Annotated in this window: 15 protein-coding genes; 6 read left to right on the forward strand and 9 right to left on the reverse strand. The window is 57.5% G+C overall.

Annotated features, from left to right (window positions below; all coding sequences use genetic code 11):
• Positions 1-201: 201 nt before the first annotated feature.
• Both ACUZ9P_RS00920 and ACUZ9P_RS00925 read left to right on the forward strand, forming a co-directional pair.
• A complete protein-coding gene (locus ACUZ9P_RS00920) occupies positions 202-1,959 on the forward strand; it encodes a methyl-accepting chemotaxis protein (RefSeq protein ID WP_449248279.1) in 1,758 nt (585 codons plus the stop codon).
• A 182-nt stretch (positions 1,960-2,141) separates the two neighbouring features.
• Positions 2,142-3,899 (forward strand): HAMP domain-containing methyl-accepting chemotaxis protein, encoded by a 1,758-nt coding sequence (locus tag ACUZ9P_RS00925; RefSeq protein WP_449248280.1) that lies wholly within the window; start codon positions 2,142-2,144, stop codon positions 3,897-3,899.
• An 80-nt stretch (positions 3,900-3,979) separates the two neighbouring features.
• Here the strand turns inward: ACUZ9P_RS00925 and ACUZ9P_RS00930 are convergent, their stop codons facing one another.
• Positions 3,980-4,987 carry a DMT family transporter gene (locus tag ACUZ9P_RS00930; RefSeq protein ID WP_449248281.1) on the reverse strand — a complete coding sequence of 336 codons (1,008 nt, stop codon included), beginning with the start codon at positions 4,985-4,987 and terminating at the stop codon, positions 3,980-3,982.
• A 73-nt stretch (positions 4,988-5,060) separates the two neighbouring features.
• On the opposite strand from ACUZ9P_RS00930, the gene pdxR reads away from it, so the two are divergent.
• A complete protein-coding gene (gene pdxR / locus ACUZ9P_RS00935) occupies positions 5,061-6,548 on the forward strand; it encodes a MocR-like pyridoxine biosynthesis transcription factor PdxR (RefSeq protein ID WP_449248282.1) in 1,488 nt (495 codons plus the stop codon).
• A gap of 151 nt (positions 6,549-6,699) precedes the next feature.
• Here the strand turns inward: pdxR and ACUZ9P_RS00940 are convergent, their stop codons facing one another.
• The 8 genes from ACUZ9P_RS00940 to ACUZ9P_RS00975 all read right to left on the reverse strand — a co-directional run bounded on the left by ACUZ9P_RS00940 (position 6,700) and on the right by ACUZ9P_RS00975 (position 15,031).
• Positions 6,700-8,499, reverse strand: a complete 1,800-nt coding sequence (locus ACUZ9P_RS00940; protein WP_449248283.1) for a methyl-accepting chemotaxis protein — start codon at positions 8,497-8,499, stop codon at positions 6,700-6,702.
• 557 nt (positions 8,500-9,056) lie between these two features.
• Entirely contained in the window at positions 9,057-10,058 is a 1,002-nt protein-coding gene (gene ilvC, locus ACUZ9P_RS00945) for a ketol-acid reductoisomerase (protein ID WP_022659635.1), read from the reverse strand.
• Positions 10,059-10,404: 346 nt separating this feature from the next.
• Entirely contained in the window at positions 10,405-10,893 is a 489-nt protein-coding gene (ilvN, locus tag ACUZ9P_RS00950) for an acetolactate synthase small subunit (protein ID WP_022659634.1), read from the reverse strand.
• Positions 10,894-10,904: 11 nt separating this feature from the next.
• Positions 10,905-12,596, reverse strand: coding sequence for a biosynthetic-type acetolactate synthase large subunit (gene ilvB, locus ACUZ9P_RS00955; protein ID WP_298994877.1), 1,692 nt, complete (start codon positions 12,594-12,596; stop codon positions 10,905-10,907).
• 25 nt (positions 12,597-12,621) lie between these two features.
• Entirely contained in the window at positions 12,622-12,849 is a 228-nt protein-coding gene (locus tag ACUZ9P_RS00960; RefSeq protein ID WP_449248284.1) for a DUF465 domain-containing protein, read from the reverse strand.
• Positions 12,850-13,059: 210 nt separating this feature from the next.
• Positions 13,060-13,362 (reverse strand): YggT family protein, encoded by a 303-nt coding sequence (locus ACUZ9P_RS00965; RefSeq protein WP_449248285.1) that lies wholly within the window; start codon positions 13,360-13,362, stop codon positions 13,060-13,062.
• 47 nt (positions 13,363-13,409) lie between these two features.
• A complete protein-coding gene (locus tag ACUZ9P_RS00970) occupies positions 13,410-14,102 on the reverse strand; it encodes an HAD family hydrolase (protein ID WP_298994868.1) in 693 nt (230 codons plus the stop codon).
• Positions 14,099-15,031: a hypothetical protein gene (locus ACUZ9P_RS00975; protein WP_449248286.1), complete on the reverse strand. Its 933-nt coding sequence runs from the start codon at positions 15,029-15,031 to the stop codon at positions 14,099-14,101. Before ACUZ9P_RS00975 ends, ACUZ9P_RS00970 begins: the two co-directional genes overlap by 4 nt.
• Positions 15,032-15,259: 228 nt before the next feature.
• On the opposite strand from ACUZ9P_RS00975, the gene pdxS reads away from it, so the two are divergent.
• The 3 genes from pdxS to ACUZ9P_RS00990 all read left to right on the forward strand — a co-directional run bounded on the left by pdxS (position 15,260) and on the right by ACUZ9P_RS00990 (position 17,354).
• Positions 15,260-16,141, forward strand: a complete 882-nt coding sequence (pdxS, locus tag ACUZ9P_RS00980; RefSeq protein WP_022659628.1) for a pyridoxal 5'-phosphate synthase lyase subunit PdxS — start codon at positions 15,260-15,262, stop codon at positions 16,139-16,141.
• Positions 16,141-16,719 carry a pyridoxal 5'-phosphate synthase glutaminase subunit PdxT gene (pdxT, locus tag ACUZ9P_RS00985; RefSeq protein ID WP_449248287.1) on the forward strand — a complete coding sequence of 193 codons (579 nt, stop codon included), beginning with the start codon at positions 16,141-16,143 and terminating at the stop codon, positions 16,717-16,719. The genes pdxS and pdxT overlap by 1 nt, the downstream gene beginning before the upstream one ends.
• A gap of 239 nt (positions 16,720-16,958) precedes the next feature.
• On the forward strand, positions 16,959-17,354 hold the full coding sequence (locus ACUZ9P_RS00990) for a TraR/DksA family transcriptional regulator (protein ID WP_298994858.1): 396 nt from the start codon (positions 16,959-16,961) through the stop codon (positions 17,352-17,354).
• Positions 17,355-17,420 lie beyond the last annotated feature (66 nt).

The raw sequence follows: 17,420 nt of genomic DNA on the forward strand, positions 1-17,420 counted from the left end.
ACAGATGTTGCAAAAACGCCGGCCTTCGGGTCGGCGTTTTTGTTTATGAACAGGGATAATAATATCAATTTAGCAATAAAACCTGCCAGAGATGTTCCCAATGCAACATGCATTGCCACAAAAGCCCCATATCATTTTTTGAACTTGACCAGCCGCTATTGTGCATAGAATGCAACACCACCTGTGGGGAGATCGTCTGCCATGAGCCTGAGAGCACGTCTGATTCTGTCTTTCGGAAGTATAATTATCATAATGTTAATAACGTCCGGCCTGACCATCAGGAATCTCACCCGCATGAATGCCGAGATCGCATCCATAGGCAGCACATGGATTCCTGTGGCTACATCCATCCAGAACACCTATGCCCTGCTGTTTTCTTCCAGAGGGGATCTTTCGGCCATTACAACGCTGCACGACCCCAAGGAGATAGAGAACTACAATACACATATGGCGGGGCTGCTGCGGCGCATTGGCGACAGCAAAAAGGCTTTTGCTGTCGCCCTTGAAAATATGCCGCCGTCAGACCGCAAGCAGGCCATCCTGGACATAACAGCCCAGATAGAAGCGCAATCAGGCCAATTTGTAACCATGCGCAAAGACCTGCTTGCTTTTATCAGAGCCGGTAAAAATGAAGAAGCCGCCCAGTTGCTTGCCAGCAGCCGCACTCCCTTTCTCAGGCTGGCTGACCTCTATGAACAGATTGTCAGCCTGAGCAACGAAGGCGCAAACATTGCCATTACAAACGCCAGCGGCGTCAGCGAACAATCAATTATTTTTTCATCAGGATTATCTCTGGTTGCTGTACTTATTGGCATGGCTGTCATTCTGCTTCTGCTCAGGGTGGTTCATAGGCAGCTTGGCAAAGACCCCGGCGAACTGGACACCATAGCCAGACGCGTGGCCCAGGGGGACTATGCACTTGGCGATGAGACTGAAAAGCGCGGCGTCTACGCTTCAATAATTGCCATGGTGCAGGCGCTGAAAACCCACATTGAAAGCGCCCAGCGCGAATCGCTGGCGGCACAAGAGCAGTCAGCCAAGGCAACAGAAGCCCTGCGCCAGACGGAAGCTGCCAATATAGAAGCCCAAAACAAGAGTGAGACTCTACGTGCAGCAGCCGCCAAACTTCAGGAAGTGACGCATGTAGTAAGCACCGCCACCGCGCGCCTGGCCGCGCAAATCGAGCAATCGGACAAAGGTTCGCAAGAAACAACGGGCAGGCTGAGCGAGGCGGCTTCTGCCATGCAACAGATGAACGCAACTGTGAAGGAAGTGGCGCGCAACGCATCCATTGCCTCGCAAGCCTCCACAGAAACTCGCGCCAAAGCCGAAAATGGCGCGCAGATCGTCAAGCGTTCGCTGCACAGTATTGATCAGGTGCACGAAGCGTCCATGACGCTCAAGGACGATATGGCTCTGCTGCGGGAGCACACGCAGAACATCAACCGCATCATGGGTGTTATTTCAGACATAGCCGACCAGACCAACCTGCTGGCGCTCAATGCCGCCATTGAGGCCGCCCGCGCGGGAGAGGCCGGGCGGGGATTTGCCGTGGTTGCTGATGAAGTGCGCAAGCTGGCGGAAAAAACCATGGCCTCCACCCATGACGTTGCCAACGCCATTGAGTCTATCCAGTCCAGCGCCGCCCAGAGCATGGATTCTGTGGACAGGGCGGCAAAACAGATTGAAGAAGCCAACACCTATGCCAGCCAGTCTGGTGCGGCGCTGGCCGACATTGTTGCTACGGTCGAGAGCACTGCCGATCAGGTTAATGCCATTGCAGCCGCCAGCGAGCAGCAGTCTGCCGCCAGTGATGAAGTGAGCGGCGCCATCACGCAAATCAGCGAGATGGCGCGCCAAACGTCCGAGGCCATGAGCGAGGCGGCGGAGGCCATAACCAACCTTTCCGCCCAGGCCAGCAACCTCATGAAATTGGCAGAAGCCATGAATCACGATTGATCCCGGTTCGCGACGGCGTCCCCCATATACTGCATGGCACGTACAAAGCGGTGGTTCAGAAAAACCACAGCTTTGTTGTATATTTTGTCATTCATACTACTGAAAAAAATTTAGCACGTTCTTTGCATAAGTTATACATTCATCGCAAGTGCCTGAAGCACAAACCCAGGAGGTGAAAACCTATGCGACTGATTGTAAAACTTGGACTATCATTCTTTTTTATTACACTTGTTCTGCTTGCGATGAGTGGCATGTCGATCAAAAACATTTCTGCAATGAATAAAAGATTCATTGAAATAGATACATCTTTGCTCCCATCTCTCATAGAACTTCAGGAAATGCATCTGAAATTCTGGATTATCCGCTCTGACGTATTGGCGCTTATTTCACAAACATCGCCCTCAGAGATCGAACGTTATTCCTCCAACATCACCAGCACGATGGATTCCATTAGGGAAAACCATGACAGATATTTTGCCATTGTGGGGGAATCAGAAGACCAGCACAACGTTGCGGCAAAGGAACTGATAGAAAAGATTGATGCAATTTCTCGCAAACTCAACACAGTACGCAAAGAAATCCTTGCATTTGTGCAATGTGAAGAACGTGGAGAGGCAATAAACATATTTGAAAATAAATACACTCCGCTATTCAACAGCCTTGAGCCACTCTATGAAGAGCTGATGGCACTCACCAAGTCAGACAGCAAACAGGTGTCTGCCGAGGCCGTCGCCGCAGGCGAAAGCGCAGTTAAAGGCGCATCTGCGCTCAGTGCTGCCGCCGTATTTTTCAGCATCATCGTTTCTCTTGTACTTTCGCGCTCCATAAAGCATCAACTTGGCAAAGACCCCGGAGAACTCCAGGCTGTGGCAAGCCGTGTTGCTGCCGGAGACTACGACATTCATGACGCAAATAGCGACAGCGTTGGCGTGTACGCTTCCATCGTCGCCATGGTGCAGGCACTGAAAACCCACATCGAAAGCGCTCAGCGTGAATCACTGGTGGCGCGGGAGCAATCCGCCAAGGCAACCGAAGCCCTGCGCCAGACGGAAGCCGCCAATATCGAGGCCCAGAGCAAAAGCGAAGCCCTGCGGATGGCCGCCGCCAGACTTCAGGAGGTGGCCCGGGTAGTGAGCGCGGCCACCGCGCGCCTGGCCGCGCAGATTGAACAGTCAGATAAAGGCGCGCAAGAAACATCGGCCCGACTGGGCGAGGCGGCCTCTGCCATGCAGCAGATGAATGTCACAGTGCAGGAAGTGGCGCGCAACGCGTCCGTTGCCTCGCAGGCCTCCACAGAAACACGCGCCAAGGCGGAAAACGGCTCAGAAATCGTCAAACGCTCGCTGCGCAGCATTGATCAGGTGCATCAGGCATCCATGACCCTCAAGGACGACATGGCCCAACTGCACGGACACACCCAAAACATCAACCGCATCATGGGCGTTATTTCCGACATCGCCGACCAGACCAATCTGCTTGCCCTCAACGCCGCCATTGAGGCTGCCCGCGCGGGCGATGCCGGGCGGGGCTTTGCCGTGGTGGCGGATGAAGTGCGCAAACTGGCGGAAAAAACAATGGCCTCCACCCATGACGTTGCCAATGCCATTGAGGCTATCCAGTCCAGCGCTACCCAGAGCATGGATTCTGTGGACAAGGCCGCAAGGCAGATTGAACAAGCCAATACCTACGCCAGCCAGTCTGGTGCGGCCCTGACCGATATTGTGGCCACGGTTGAGGGCACGGCGGATCAGGTCAATGCCATTGCCGCCGCAAGCGAGCAGCAGTCTGCCGCCAGCGATGAAGTAAGCCGCGCCATAACCCAGATAAGCGAAATGTCGCGCCAGACCTCTGCCGCCATGCGCGAAGCGGCGGATGCCGTGGCCGAACTGGCAGGGCAGACCCAAAATCTTATGGATCTCATGTCCAGCATGCAGCAATAGTACAAAAGAAAGGGGCTGTTCCGGCAGCGCATTGCGCATCTCTGCCGGGACAACCCCTTACAGGCCCGAAATTTTTTTGTCTACGGCTCTTCCGCCACGGCAGGCTTGCACCGCCTGCCCAGCCAGCGGGCGATCACAGGGGGCAGCCAGCCAGCGGCCTTTTGCCCGGCCCCTGCGGCGTCATCCCTGCTTGGCGTGTACTGCTTTTTGACAATATAGACGCCCACCAGCACCACCGCTATGCCCAGAACTTCCAGACCCGACAATTTCTCTGAAAATATGGCCCACGAGTAGACAGCGGCAATGGCAGGCTGGCAAAGGCAGATCACCGCAGAAAGGTTGACGCTGAGCTTGCCCTGACAATGCGTGAGCATGTTATGCCCAATCACCTGCACGCAGAGCGTAAGAGCCAGTATGGGCCACAGATCGTCCCAGCTCCGCGGAATCTGCAAGCCCTCCACAGCCCACGAGGCAAAAAACAGGCCCACAAGTCCGCCAACGGCACTGCCAAGCATGATGACGCTGCTCTCCATCCTGTCGCGCAGGCGGTAGGCAATAAGCAGAAATCCCGCGTAAAAAAAGGCCGCGGCCAGTGCCAGAAAATCACCAAAATAGTTGCCCGGCACAGGGCTGGCCTTGCCCCCCACCAGAAGCACCACCCCGGCAAGGGTAACAGCCGCGCCGGGAATGAACAGCCTCGGCAGCCGCTCGTGAAACAGAAAGTATGAGACCGGAATAACCGTGAACGGCGTCAAATTGGTGAGCAGGTTGGCATTGGCAACCGTTGTATAGCTGAATGCCGTGTTCCACAGGGCCACATCGCCCGCCAGAAACACGCCGGACAACAGCAGCAGGACAACATCCCTGCCGCTGAGCCGCCCAAGCCGGCCATAGGCCAGCGGCCAGAGCAGCGGGATGGAAAACAGCATGCGGTACATCCCCGTATTGATGGGTGACAGGCCGCTCTGCCGCACAAATATGCCCCCAGTGGCCAAAAAGGCCACTGCCAGCACCGCCAGCAGAACATATTTTGTGCCGTTCCCCCGCCGCATTCCGCCCTGCGGCGCAGTATCGCCTTGCGTGGACATGGAGCCTCCCATCCTTTTGTTGTGTTTGTTGCCCCCTTTGATACAGTGGACTTGGCACCATCAAAAGTGCCACATGACACATATTTTATGGTGCCACCTGGGGACAGACATGATCAGCACGGGCAAGGACGGCTCCGGGCCGCTGTATTTGCAGATATACAGCCAGTTGAAGCAGGATATTGCCTGCGGCGCGCTTGCAGAAGGCACGGTTCTGACCGGCAGCAGGATGCTGGCATCCATGCTGGGGGTCAGCCGCAATACTGTGGACAATGCCTATAGTCAACTGGTGGCGGAGGGCTACATAGCCGCCCGCAGGGGTGTGGGCTTTGTGGTACAGCATGTTCCCAGCATTGACGCCCCAGCCACGCCATCCGCCCACGCCGCGCCGCAGGCGGCGCAGTGCCCCACGCAGCCAGAAATATGTGCGCAAAGGCAGACGCAGGCGCACGGGCAACCTCTGGCCTACGACCTGACAAACAGCAGCCACACGGTTGATCTTTTCCCCAAAAGCCTCTGGAAAAAATACACCTTTGAATGCCTTGAGATGCTGGAGAGAGAAGAAAAAATTTCTGCCTTGCAGGTCATGCAGGGCGAACCCTACCTGCGCAGGAACCTGCTGGCCTACCTCAAGCGCATTCGCGGCGTGAACTGCACGGAGGACCAGATCGTCATAACCTGCGGATTGCAGCAGTCGCTGGAATATCTGTGCAAAATAGCAGCCCGGCGCGGGCAAAAAATCCTGATGGAAGAACCCGGCTTCAACAAGGCAGCCGCGGTATTCCGCAACAACCACCTGCCCATTGAGACCGTACCCGTGGATGAAAACGGCCTGAAAGTAGCCGACCTGCCCCACAGGCCGCAGGCCTTTGCAATCTACACCACGCCGTCCCACCAGTTCCCCACGGGGGTCACGCTCCCCATCGGGCGCAGACATGCCCTGTTGCGCTGGGCGCAGAGCAACAACGTCTACGTGCTTGAAGACGACTTTGACAGCGAGATGCGCTACTATTCCAAACCCATACCTTCGCTGCAATCCATAGATGCGGAAGCGCGGGTCATCTACCTTGGCACATTTTCCAAGGGCATATCCCCTTCCATCCGCATGGGATACATGATTCTTCCGCCGCAGCTTGCCGCCGCCTTTCGCGAAATGTTTGACGAATACAACAGCACCGTCCCCGTACTGAACCAGTACATCATTGGCCGCCTGCTCGAAACCGGCCAGTACGACAGACACATCCGCCGTCTGAGCCATGTGTTCAAAAACCGCCTTGAGCTGTTCATCCAGGAATTTTCCCGTCTTGGATCGAGCCTGCGCATTACAGGCAACGGAACGGGCCAGTATTTTCTTTTGCGTTTTTCTGCCGGTACAGACCAGAAATTACTCATAAAAAAAGCTCTGGATCAGGGGGTGCGGGTCTACCCCACCATGCAGTTCTGGCAGGACAAGGCCGAATGCACGCCGGACACGCTGTTCCTGGGATTTGGCAAAATTCGCCTTGAGGACATCCCCGATTGCGTGACGCGCCTCAAAACTGCCTGGGCGGAATGGCTGCACTGAGCGGGAGCAGATCGCCGCCTGCGCCGGGGGGGGCCAGAGCGTACACCCCTCCTGAATACTTCCGCATCCTGAATGCAAGAGGGCCTCTGCGCGGCTTTGCACCGCACAGAGGCCCTAAGTATTACAATCTGTGTCCTGAGCGAGGGTTTCGTTAATTTTTCATGTCCACAATCAGCTCGGCCAGCCCCCTGGTCTGAACTGCCAGATCAGCCACTGCTTTTTGGGCCTCATTCATGGCTTCTGCCGTTTGGTGTGCAACCTGGGTGGCATCGTCAATTGAATGGTTGATTTCTTCGCTGGCGGCAGACTGCTGCCCACTGGCCTCGGCAATGGCGTTCACCTGGCTGGCGGTGGCTTCTACGGTAGCCACGATTTCCTCCAGAGCCTTGCCCGACTGATTGGCAAAATCCGTGGCCTGCTCCACCTGCTCAACAGCATCATCCATGTCCGAAACGCTCTTGGACGTGCTTTCCTGAATGGCCTTGATGGCGTTGCCCACATCCTGGGTTGAGGCAAGGGTTTTTTCCGCCAGTTTGCGCACTTCATCAGCCACCACGGCAAAACCGCGCCCGGCGTCGCCCGCGCGGGCAGCCTCGATGGCGGCATTGAGCGCGAGCAGGTTGGTTTGATCCGCGATATCGGAAATAACGCCCATGATGCGCGTAATGGCCTGTGAATGGTCGTTGAGTTCGGCCATGCCATCCCTGAGCCGCAACGAGACTTCGTGCACATGGCCAATGCTCTGCACGGCCTTTTCCACAATGCCTGCTCCACTCAGGGCGCGCTCACGTGTCTGGCTGGCCGCGTCAGATGCGGTTGCGGCGCTGAGCGCCACCTCCTGCACGCTGGCGTTCATCTGGTTCATGGCTGTTGCGGCCTCTGCAAGCATCTGGGCGGAATGCACTGCCCCTTTGTCCGACTGCTCTATCTGGGCCGAAAGCTGGGTTGAGGCAGTGCTCACAGCCTGGGCAACCTGCTCCAGCCTTTCTGCGGCCTGGAGCATGGCGGCGGTTTTGTCCTTTGCCTTGCGCTCGGCTTCAAGAGCCTCTGTCTGCGCCTGCTGGGCTTCACTGGCGGCCGTGCCAGCAAGACGAGTCTGCTCTTCGGCCTGACCGATAAATTCCTTGAGCTTCACAACCATTGCGCTCAAAGCCTGTTGCAGAGTAGCCACTTCATCGCGCCCAGTTGTTTCAAATTCTTCATCAAGGTTGCCCTGCGCCACGGCGCGGGCATGCCGGGTTATGCCAGCCAGGGGCCGGGTTATGGACACGACCATGACATAGGAAAGCGGGCAGACCACCAGCAATAGAACCGCCAGAAAACCACCGCCATAGATCGCCAGCTTGCTGTGCAGGATGGAGCGCATGGTGGTGATGAGGTGGCTTTCGGCCTTGTCCACATTGTCAATATACACGCCCGTGCCAATCCAGAAGGGCGTGCCAGATATAGCTTCCGCATAGCCCAGCTTGAACACGTCGCCAGAGCCGGGCTTGGGAAACACAAAATCCACAAAGCCGCCGCCACGTTGGGCGGCCTTGTACAATTCGCTGACATAGTGCATGCCCCGGCTGTCGGCGGTTGACGCCAGGTCCTTGCCGATCAGCTGCTTCTGCAAGGGGTGGGCCGCGTTGACCGTGCCTTTGTACACATAAAAATACCCGGAGCTGTCATCCTCAAACCGGGCGCTGTCCACATACTGCGTTATGGTGCGCAACTGCTCGGCCTCGGGCTGACCTTGCGTCATGGCTGCCAGACCAAGCGCCTGGGAGTGCGTGATATCCTTGATGCGCGCCCTTTGGGAGTCGAGCAGCATTTCCTTGGCAAGTGCTGTGCCGTCAGCAATGACGCCTTCCGTCATGCGCACGGACAGGCCCGCGATGGCAATAATCAGGGCGATCATGAGGATGACAAAAAAGACAATCCGCTGACTGATGCTGAAATTTCTGAGCACGTCTTAATCTCCTGAAAAATCAAGGTGCAGACCGACACGCCGAAAAGCCGCAACCGACTCGCCTGCGCAGGCGCGCGCTGTTGCAGCGGGCGCGGGGCGCAAAAAAGTACAGCGCGGGCACAATGCCAGGGCAGGTCATACCAGCGTAACTGGCTGCGTAAATTGGCGGTCGCAAGGCAAAGGCGGGAAGCAATGCACACATGATAAAACCAAAAGCGGAAAGGCCATGCCCGTAAAATACGGCACACCGATGCAGCCCGCAGGATGCTCCGGCGCATGGAAGACAACAACTTTATATACAAGCTGTATGACCTGATTGTGGCAAACAGTAACTATTTTTGCAACATGTAGAAGTCGATAAAATTGATCAATTTACTATGGCAATATCCCCTGTCAGCCTGAAATAATGTCGGCTGCGTCCCAATCCTCTACGGGCAGGCTCCTTGAAGGACATCGGCTTTGTTATTTTTCAGCAGATATAAAAATTGGGGCTTCTCACGGAAATACCGCGAAAAGCCCCAACAAAACGCTTTCAGCCTGCGGCTGAAACAGCGGAACTAGTCTTTCTTGTCCTTCTTGAGCCAGGACATCATGCCGCGCAGTTCCTTGCCCACCTTTTCGATCTGGTGTTCAGATTCGTTGCGGCGGGTGGTGAGGAACATGGGGTACTTGGCGCGGGCTTCAAGAATGAAGTTGCGCGCGAACACGCCACTCTGGATGTCCTTGAGCACGCCCTTCATTTCCTTTTTCACCGTTTCGGTGATCAGGCGGGGGCCGGTGACGTAGTCGCCGTATTCAGCGGTGTTGCTGATGGAGTAACGCATGCGGGAAAGGCCGCCCTCGTACATGAGGTCAACGATGAGCTTCATTTCGTGCATGCATTCAAAGTAAGCCATTTCTGGCTGATAACCGGCTTCCACCAGGGTTTCAAAACCGGCCTTGATCAGGGCGGAAACGCCGCCGCAAAGCACGGCCTGTTCGCCGAAGAGGTCGGTTTCGGTTTCTTCACGGAAGGAGGTTTCAATAACACCGGAGCGGGCGCCGCCGATGCCCTTGGCATAGGCCAGAGCAATCTTGAGGGCTTCGCCAGTGGCGTCCTGATGAATGGCCACGAGGCAGGGCACACCGCCGCCTTCGGTGAAGGTGCGGCGCACCAGATGGCCGGGGCCTTTGGGGGCGATGAGGAACACGTCCACATCCTTGGGCGGCTGGATCTGGCTGAAGTGGATGTTGAAGCCGTGAGCGAACAACAGGGCCTTGCCCTTGGTCAGGTGGGGCTTCACGTCGTTTTCGTACACGGCGGCCTGCACTTCGTCAGGCAGCAGAATCATGATCAGGTCGGCCTGAGCGGCGGCCTCGGCAGCAGACACGGGGGTGAAGCCGTGTTCCTTGGCCAACTCGTAGTTGGCGCCGCCGGGGCGCTGACCCACCACAACCTTGACGCCGGAATCACGCAGATTCTGGGCATGGGCATGGCCCTGACTGCCATAACCGATGATGGCCACGGTCTTGTTTTTCAAACAATTAAGGTCTGCATCCTGATCGTAATAAACTTTCATCTGAACATCCTCTGAGATCACTCACGGTTAGACAAAAAAATACATCCCTTGCCGCCCTTGCGGCAAGGACAGAGGGGGGCCGACTGGATACGGCGGGCAAGGCCGCCTGTGGGACGTTTTGCCAATGACCCGGGCTGGTTTGAATGGATATACTCCCCACCCCGACCTCATGCGCGTTGTCAAGGAGACCTTTTGGGCCATTGACACGCTCACGGGCTAACGCTCCTGTAATCTCGCGGCGCAAGGCCGCGCGACCGGATTCTTTACGCGTGGGGGCAGCCATGCCTTGCGGGATGTTTTGTGCCAAACACCCCCGGCAAAAGGCCGCACTTCGCGTCCCGGAACCCTAATCCGTTTTCTTGGAACGACGCATGGCAACTGCGCCTGTGCGCGCCAGTTCCTTGATTCCAAACCGTTGCAGCAGGCTGATGATGGCGTCCAGCTTGTTCTGGTCGCCAGTGGCCTCAATGGTCATCTCATTGGGGCTTACATCAACCACCTTGCAGCGGAATATTTCAACAGTTCGCAGAATTTCGCCCCGCATGGGGCCTTCTGCCTGCACTTTGACAAAAATCATTTCACGCGCCACAGCGGGAATATCCGCAAAATCCACCACCTTGATGACCGAAACAATCTTGTGGAGCTGCTTCATGATCTGCTCCAGAATAAGACTGTCGCCATCGGTGGTGATGGTCATGTGCGAAACGCCCTCTTCCAGGGCCGGGGCCACATTGAGCGAATGAATATTGAAGCCGCGCCCGCTGAACAGGCCAGCCACGCGGGAAAGCACGCCGGGTTCGTTTTCCACCAGCACGGAAAGCACATGTCGTTGCATAGCCATCTCCCTTACACCAGCAACATTTCATCAAGCGCCGCACCGGCGGGCACGATGGGGTACACGTTTTCTTCGCGCTCTACCACCACGTCAATGAAGGCAGGGTTGGGCGAAGCAAGGGCCTTTTCAAGCACGGCCCGCATGTCTTCAGCCTTTTCAATGCGATAGCCTTCGGCCCCGTAGGCCTCGGCCAGCTTCACAAAGTCGGGCTGGGCTTCCATGTTGGTGGAACTGTAGTTGTTGTTGTAAAAGAGCTCCTGCCACTGACGCACCATGCCCAGATAGCGGTTGTTCAGAATGACGACCTTGATGGGCAGCCTGTTGGCAACCACGGTTGCCAGTTCCTGAATGTTCATCTGCAGCGAGGCGTCGCCTGCCACGGCAATGACCTTTTTATCCGGAAAGGCAAACTGCGCCCCCACCGAAGCGGGAAAGCCGTAGCCCATGGTGCCTAGGCCCCCGCTGGTCAGCAGGGTGCGCGGCTTGGTGAACGAATAGAACTGGGCCACCCACATCTGGTGCTGGCCCACCTCGGTGGCGATGATGGCATCGCCGCCGGTGATGTCATACAGGGCCTCAATGACCGACTGCGGCTTGATATTGCCGTTTTCCTGATAGCACAGGGGCTTGCTTGCCTTCCATTCGGCCACGGCGGCAATCCAGGCGGCATGTTCGCCCGCCCAGTCCTTGTTTTCCAGCTTGGCCTCGCAGATTTCTGCAATGCCCTCCAGCGCCAGGCGGCAATCACCCACCACAGGAACATGCACCTCCACATTCTTGCGAATGGATGTGGGGTCAATGTCGATGTGCACAATGCGGGCCTTGGGCGCAAAGGCCGCCAGCCTGCCTGTGACGCGGTCGTCAAAGCGCGCGCCCACGCACATCAGCACATCGCAGTTGTTGATGGCAAGGTTAGCCGCGTAGGTGCCGTGCATGCCCACCATGCCCAGCCACAGGGGGTCTGTGGCCGGGAAAGCCCCAAGCCCCATGAGGGTGCAGGTTACGGGTATGTTCAGCTTGCGCGCAAGGCTCGTTAGAGCCTCTGCCCCATTGGACAGAATAACCCCGCCGCCCGCCAGAATCACCGGGCGCTCGGCCTTTGCCAGTTCTTCCACCGAACGGCGCAACTGGTTCAGGTTGGGCTTGTAGGTGGGGTTGTAGCTGCGCATGTAGACGTCTTCAGGCCAGACAAATTCCGCCCGCTTCTGCATGACGTCCTTGGGCAGATCCACCAACACCGGGCCGGGACGGCCCGAACGCGCAAGGTAAAAGGCCTGACGGATGGTCAATGCCAGCTTGGTGATATCCTTGACCAGAAAATTATGTTTGGTGCATGGCCGAGTAATACCCACGATATCCACTTCCTGAAAGGCATCGTTGCCGATCAGCTGGGTGGGCACCTGCCCGGTGAACACCACCAGAGGAATGGAATCGGAGTAGGCTGTGGCTATGCCCGTGACCGTATTGGTAGCTCCAGGCCCCGAGGTGACCAGGCATACACCGGTCTTGCCCGAGGCACGGGCATAGCCGTCAGCCGCGTGCACAGCTCCTTGCTCGTGCCGTACCAGCACATGGCGTAGCTCGGGATGTCGCGGTAGTTCATCATAAATATCAATGACCGCACCGCCCGGATAACCGAACAGCACATCCACGCCCTCTCGCTTCATGGACTCAAGGAGAATCTGCGCACCAGTACATTCCATGTCCGACTCCTTAAAAAAAGCCCGGCTATCCTTGTTTCTTCAGACGATCAAGAACGGCCATGAGCTGGGTTTTTCCTTCAAGCTTCTGTTTTTTCAACTGCTTGAGCGTCTGCTCTTCAGTGGGCGAGCGAAAGACCTTGCCGTCGAGCTTTTCCACCTGTTTTTCGTAGAGCACGTGATCTTCCCAAAGGGATTTCAGCTCCGGATCAGTGGCAGCGTACTTTTCCAGCAGTTCCAGTTCTTGCTGATCCATAAGAAATCTCCATTGTTAGATGTTCATAGGCTGTTGCCTGCGCATCAACTGAGGCTTTTGCTCAAGGGGATCGGCCCGCCTGTGCCGTTGCGCCGATGTGGCTTTGTGCAGCGCGGCTACAAGTCGTATGGGCTTATTCTCCTGGCGCGGATTCTCAGATATCCGCATGGAGCAGTGCAAAAAAACAGTCCTCCGGCGGCGCCAGTTCTTTTAATGGAGCGTCATCGCGTACTGGGCCAGCGAGGTGATGACAATCCGGTTAAACAGCTCAATGGCCAGCAGCACCACCACGGGCGAAAAATCCATGCCGTTTGAATAGGTAAACGGCAACCACTTGCGCACACGGTAAAACACAGGCTCCGTAAGGGTGCGCAAGGTGCGCACAATGGGATTGTAGGGATCGGGGCGCACCCACGTGAGTACAGCCGCGATAATGACAATCCAGAAATAAAGACTAAGCAGAGACCCGAGCACCAGGGCAATAGCGCTCATGGTATTGGCAACAACAATCATGCGCCCTCCAGCGTGGCTTTCTTTTGTATTCGCAACGGGGTTAAGCCTTACAGGCCGGAAACAGGCGGCAACACTGCGGCCAGCGCATTGTGCAGACCGGGATAATCCGCCACCGTAATCTCTCCCCGTAACGGGCCGCCATTAAATGCGGCAAATATCACGCCCGCCCCCCCGGCTGCCTCCTTGTCGTGCTCGCTGTCGCCAACAAAAAGCACCTGTTGTGGAGGGCATTGCCACGCGGCGCATATGTGCCGCGTACCCTCGGGCGAAGGCTTGGGTGCGGCTGTATCCGCCGCGACCACAGGATTAAAATAGGAGGGCAGGGAAAAAATGTCCAGAACCGTTTGTATTCCATCGAGCTTTCGGTTGGTGTGCACGGCCATGCGCACGCCCCTGCTCCGCAGATTGCCGATAAAGTCCATAAAACCGGGCTGTAAGCGCAGCATGGGGACGATATCGCGCTGGTAAATAACCTCGTGGCGGATAACATGGTCGATCTGCCCGTGCAGGGATGGCGGCACAATATGCAGCAAGGCCTGACGCGATGTAGCCATGAAACAATAGTTTTCCTGTTCAATGGTCATGGGCGGCAGGCCAAACCAGGCGAGAACACGATTGTAAAAGATGTTGTTCGCCTCGCGCGAATCAATCATCACGCCGTCGCAGTCAAAGATCACGCCAGCAATGCCGTGAGGGAACAAACCTTGCGCGGTGAGCTGCTGCGCCTGCTGGCTGCTCATGCTCCGGCCCTCCAGGTGATCCACACCCGCTCGGCATCAAGCGGCGGCTGCCCTGTGGGGCGGGTATGCCCAAGCAGTTTCCAGCCTGGAGCGCGGACTTCGACCGCCATGGGCAGCGGCGAACCTGCGGGGGCTGAGTCAGAAGCTGCGCCAGGCGCGCCAATCAGAGCCTGACGGTCTGGAGCGGGGTCAAAAGTCAGAAGGTCCAGCACGTCTTCACGCATGGCCCCTTCAATAATAATAGGCGCATGGAGCGGCACAAAATAGAGCGCGTTGGCCACCACCAGCCGCCACGGCGGCACAAGCCCGGCATCAAGGGCTATGGGCGAACCAAGGCGCACAAGGTCGCCCGTAAGCACATCCGGCATTAGTCCGGCAAGGTCTTCATCAGGGTCAACACCCAGAAAAGCTGCCAGCCCGCCCGCGTTTTTGGTAAAATCCGCGGTCAGCTCCGCCAGATCAACCAGGCGTTCCTCCTGCTGCCAGACCCAGAGCAGGGCCTTCTGCGCCTGAGTACGCGCAAGCTGCTCCTTGCGGGCCGCCTCTGCCGCCAGAGCGGCTGCGGCATCGCCATCAGACTTTTCAAGGCCGGAGAGCATTGCCATTTCTGAACTGCGGCGCGCGGCGCGCGCGTTGCCGACGGCGGCAGCGCCTACCGGCAGGCCGGAAAGGGCCGCATCGCCCAACTGTTGCAGATCGCCAAGGCAGGCCACGGCCTCGCGGGGTGAAAAGGGATAGGTATCCGGGCAAAAAAAACCTTCGGCAGGCGCATCAGGCAGACCGGGCCACAGGCGCAAAGCGCCAGCCCAGTGAGGGTCTGATCCTTTTCCGGCGGCAGAGGCCTGGCCGGACTGAGCGGACGCTTCAAAAGCGTGCAAAGGCAATGGGCCGCGAAGCAATGGCAAAAGAATGGGGAAACTTTCTGTCATCATACTTCCTTTTGAGTCCTTAAGCATAGCCAGAGGACGCCCGAAGCGCAAGCAGCATGGCCCGATGGCGGAAGTTTTTTGCGGCGGGCTGTCCGGTTGCGGAGCATAGCAGGTATCATATTGTCAGGTGCGGCTTATTGACATATATACACGCCAGCAAAGCCGCCGCATGTGTGGCATGCAGACATCATCACCAGCCGGCCTCCGGCTCAGAAGGAGTAGAAAGATATGGAACAGGGCACCATCCGCCTGAAGACAGGCCTTGCTGAAATGCTCAAAGGCGGCGTGATCATGGACGTCACCACTCCCGAACAGGCTAAAATCGCCGAAGCAGCGGGAGCCTGCGCAGTCATGGCCCTGGAACGCGTACCTGCCGACATTCGCGCCGCAGGCGGCGTGGCCCGTATGGCCGACCCCACCATCGTCAAGCGCATCATGGAAGTGGTGAGCATTCCCGTCATGGCCAAGGCCCGTATCGGCCACTTTGTTGAAGCCCGCATTCTTGAGGCTCTGGGCGCCGACTACATTGACGAAAGTGAAGTGCTCACCCCTGCTGACGACAAATACCATATCGACAAGCGCGATTTTACCGTGCCTTTCGTATGCGGCTGCCGCAATCTGGGCGAAGCCCTGCGCCGCATCGCCGAAGGTGCAGCCATGATCCGCACCAAGGGTGAACCCGGCACCGGCAACGTGGTTGAAGCCGTGCGCCACTGCCGTCAGGTTATGGACGACGTGCGCAAGCTGTGCAGCCTGCCCGAAGCCGAAGTTGCCAACTACGCCAAAGAAATCGGCGCACCCCTTGAAGTGTGCTACGCCGTGCGCAAGGAAGGCCGCCTGCCCGTGGTGAACTTTGCCGCTGGCGGCATCGCCACCCCCGCTGACGCCGCCATGATGATGCACCTCGGCTGCGACGGCGTGTTCGTCGGCTCCGGCATCTTCAAATCCGGCGATCCGGCCAAGCGCGCCAAGGCCATTGTGCAGGCCGTGACCAACTACAATGATTTCGCCATGCTGGCCGAAATCTCCCGCGATCTGGGCGAACCCATGGTGGGCATTGAAATTTCCACCATTCCTTCTGCCCAGCGCATGCAGGAACGGGGTTGGTAATGTCGCAGCTTTGCGTAGGCGTTCTGGCTCTTCAGGGAGCCTTTCGCGAGCATGTGGCCGCTGTTGCCAGCCTTGGCGCAACGGCCCGCGAGGTGCGCCAGCTCAAGGATATTGAGGGCATCGATGCCCTGATCATTCCCGGCGGCGAAAGCACCACCATCGGCAAACTGCTTAATGAATGGAACATGCTTGAGCCCCTGCGCCAGCGCGTACTCGACGGCATGCCCGTTTACGGCAGTTGCGCCGGGCTTATACTGCTGTGCCGCGACATTGAAAACTCGGACCAGCCCCGCCTCGGCGTGCTTGACGCCACCGTGCGGCGCAACGCCTTTGGCAGGCAGGTGGACAGTTTTGAAACCAACCTGAGCATACCCGAGATCGGGGCAGACCCCCTCCCGGCTGTTTTCATTCGCGCTCCTGTCATTACCGGCGTGGGCGCGGGTGTAAAGGTGCTGGCTGAGGTTGACGGTCAGGCGGTAGCCGTGCGCCAGAACAATATTCTGGCCACGTCCTTCCACCCCGAGCTTACGCCAGACACGCGCATGCACAGCTACTTTCTGTCCTTCTGCGGCAAGTAGGCCGCTGCGGCAATCTGCCGATAAAGCCTGATATAAAGCCCGTCCCGCATTGCGGGGCGGGCTTTTTTGCATAGGGCACCCCCCGCATTTTCTGCCCGCCATCCCGCTTCTCTCTCCATCACTTTGCCGCCAACATGACGCACAAATTCACTTGAGCGTCACCATAACGCAAACCAGCACAATCATGATGCCCCAAGAGCAACAGTTCAACCATCGGAAATTCTCCGAAGGAGGCAGACATGGACAATTTGCACACTTTGCAGCGTCTTCAGGGCGAACTGAACGAAGAAATGCACCGTCTCACCCTGCTGCGCGATGTTTTTCAGGCTCAGCACTGCGCGGACGAACTGGACGCGGCCAGCCACCTTGAGGCGGCCCACATAGCCCATTGCAGCGCCCGCCGCAGTTCCCAACGCATCCGTGAACTCCAGAGCCTTGTGGCGCTCCTGCGGCACGGCGGCCCCCGCCGCTGCGAAGAATGCGGCGAGGAGATTCCCCTTGTCCGCCTCATGGCAGCACCAGGGGCGACCCGCTGCTGTGAATGCCAGCAGAATATTGAAAACGACCTGCGCACAAATATGATCCAGATGAAGGCAACGCCGCTTCCTCAGGAAGTCTGCGCCGAATGCTGTTAGACTCCCTAATTTTACCGTCGCCCGGACCGGCGCGCCGTAACGCGCAGAAAACGGAACCAGCCGGGC

The sequence above is a fragment of the Desulfovibrio intestinivivus genome (assembly GCF_053570665.1).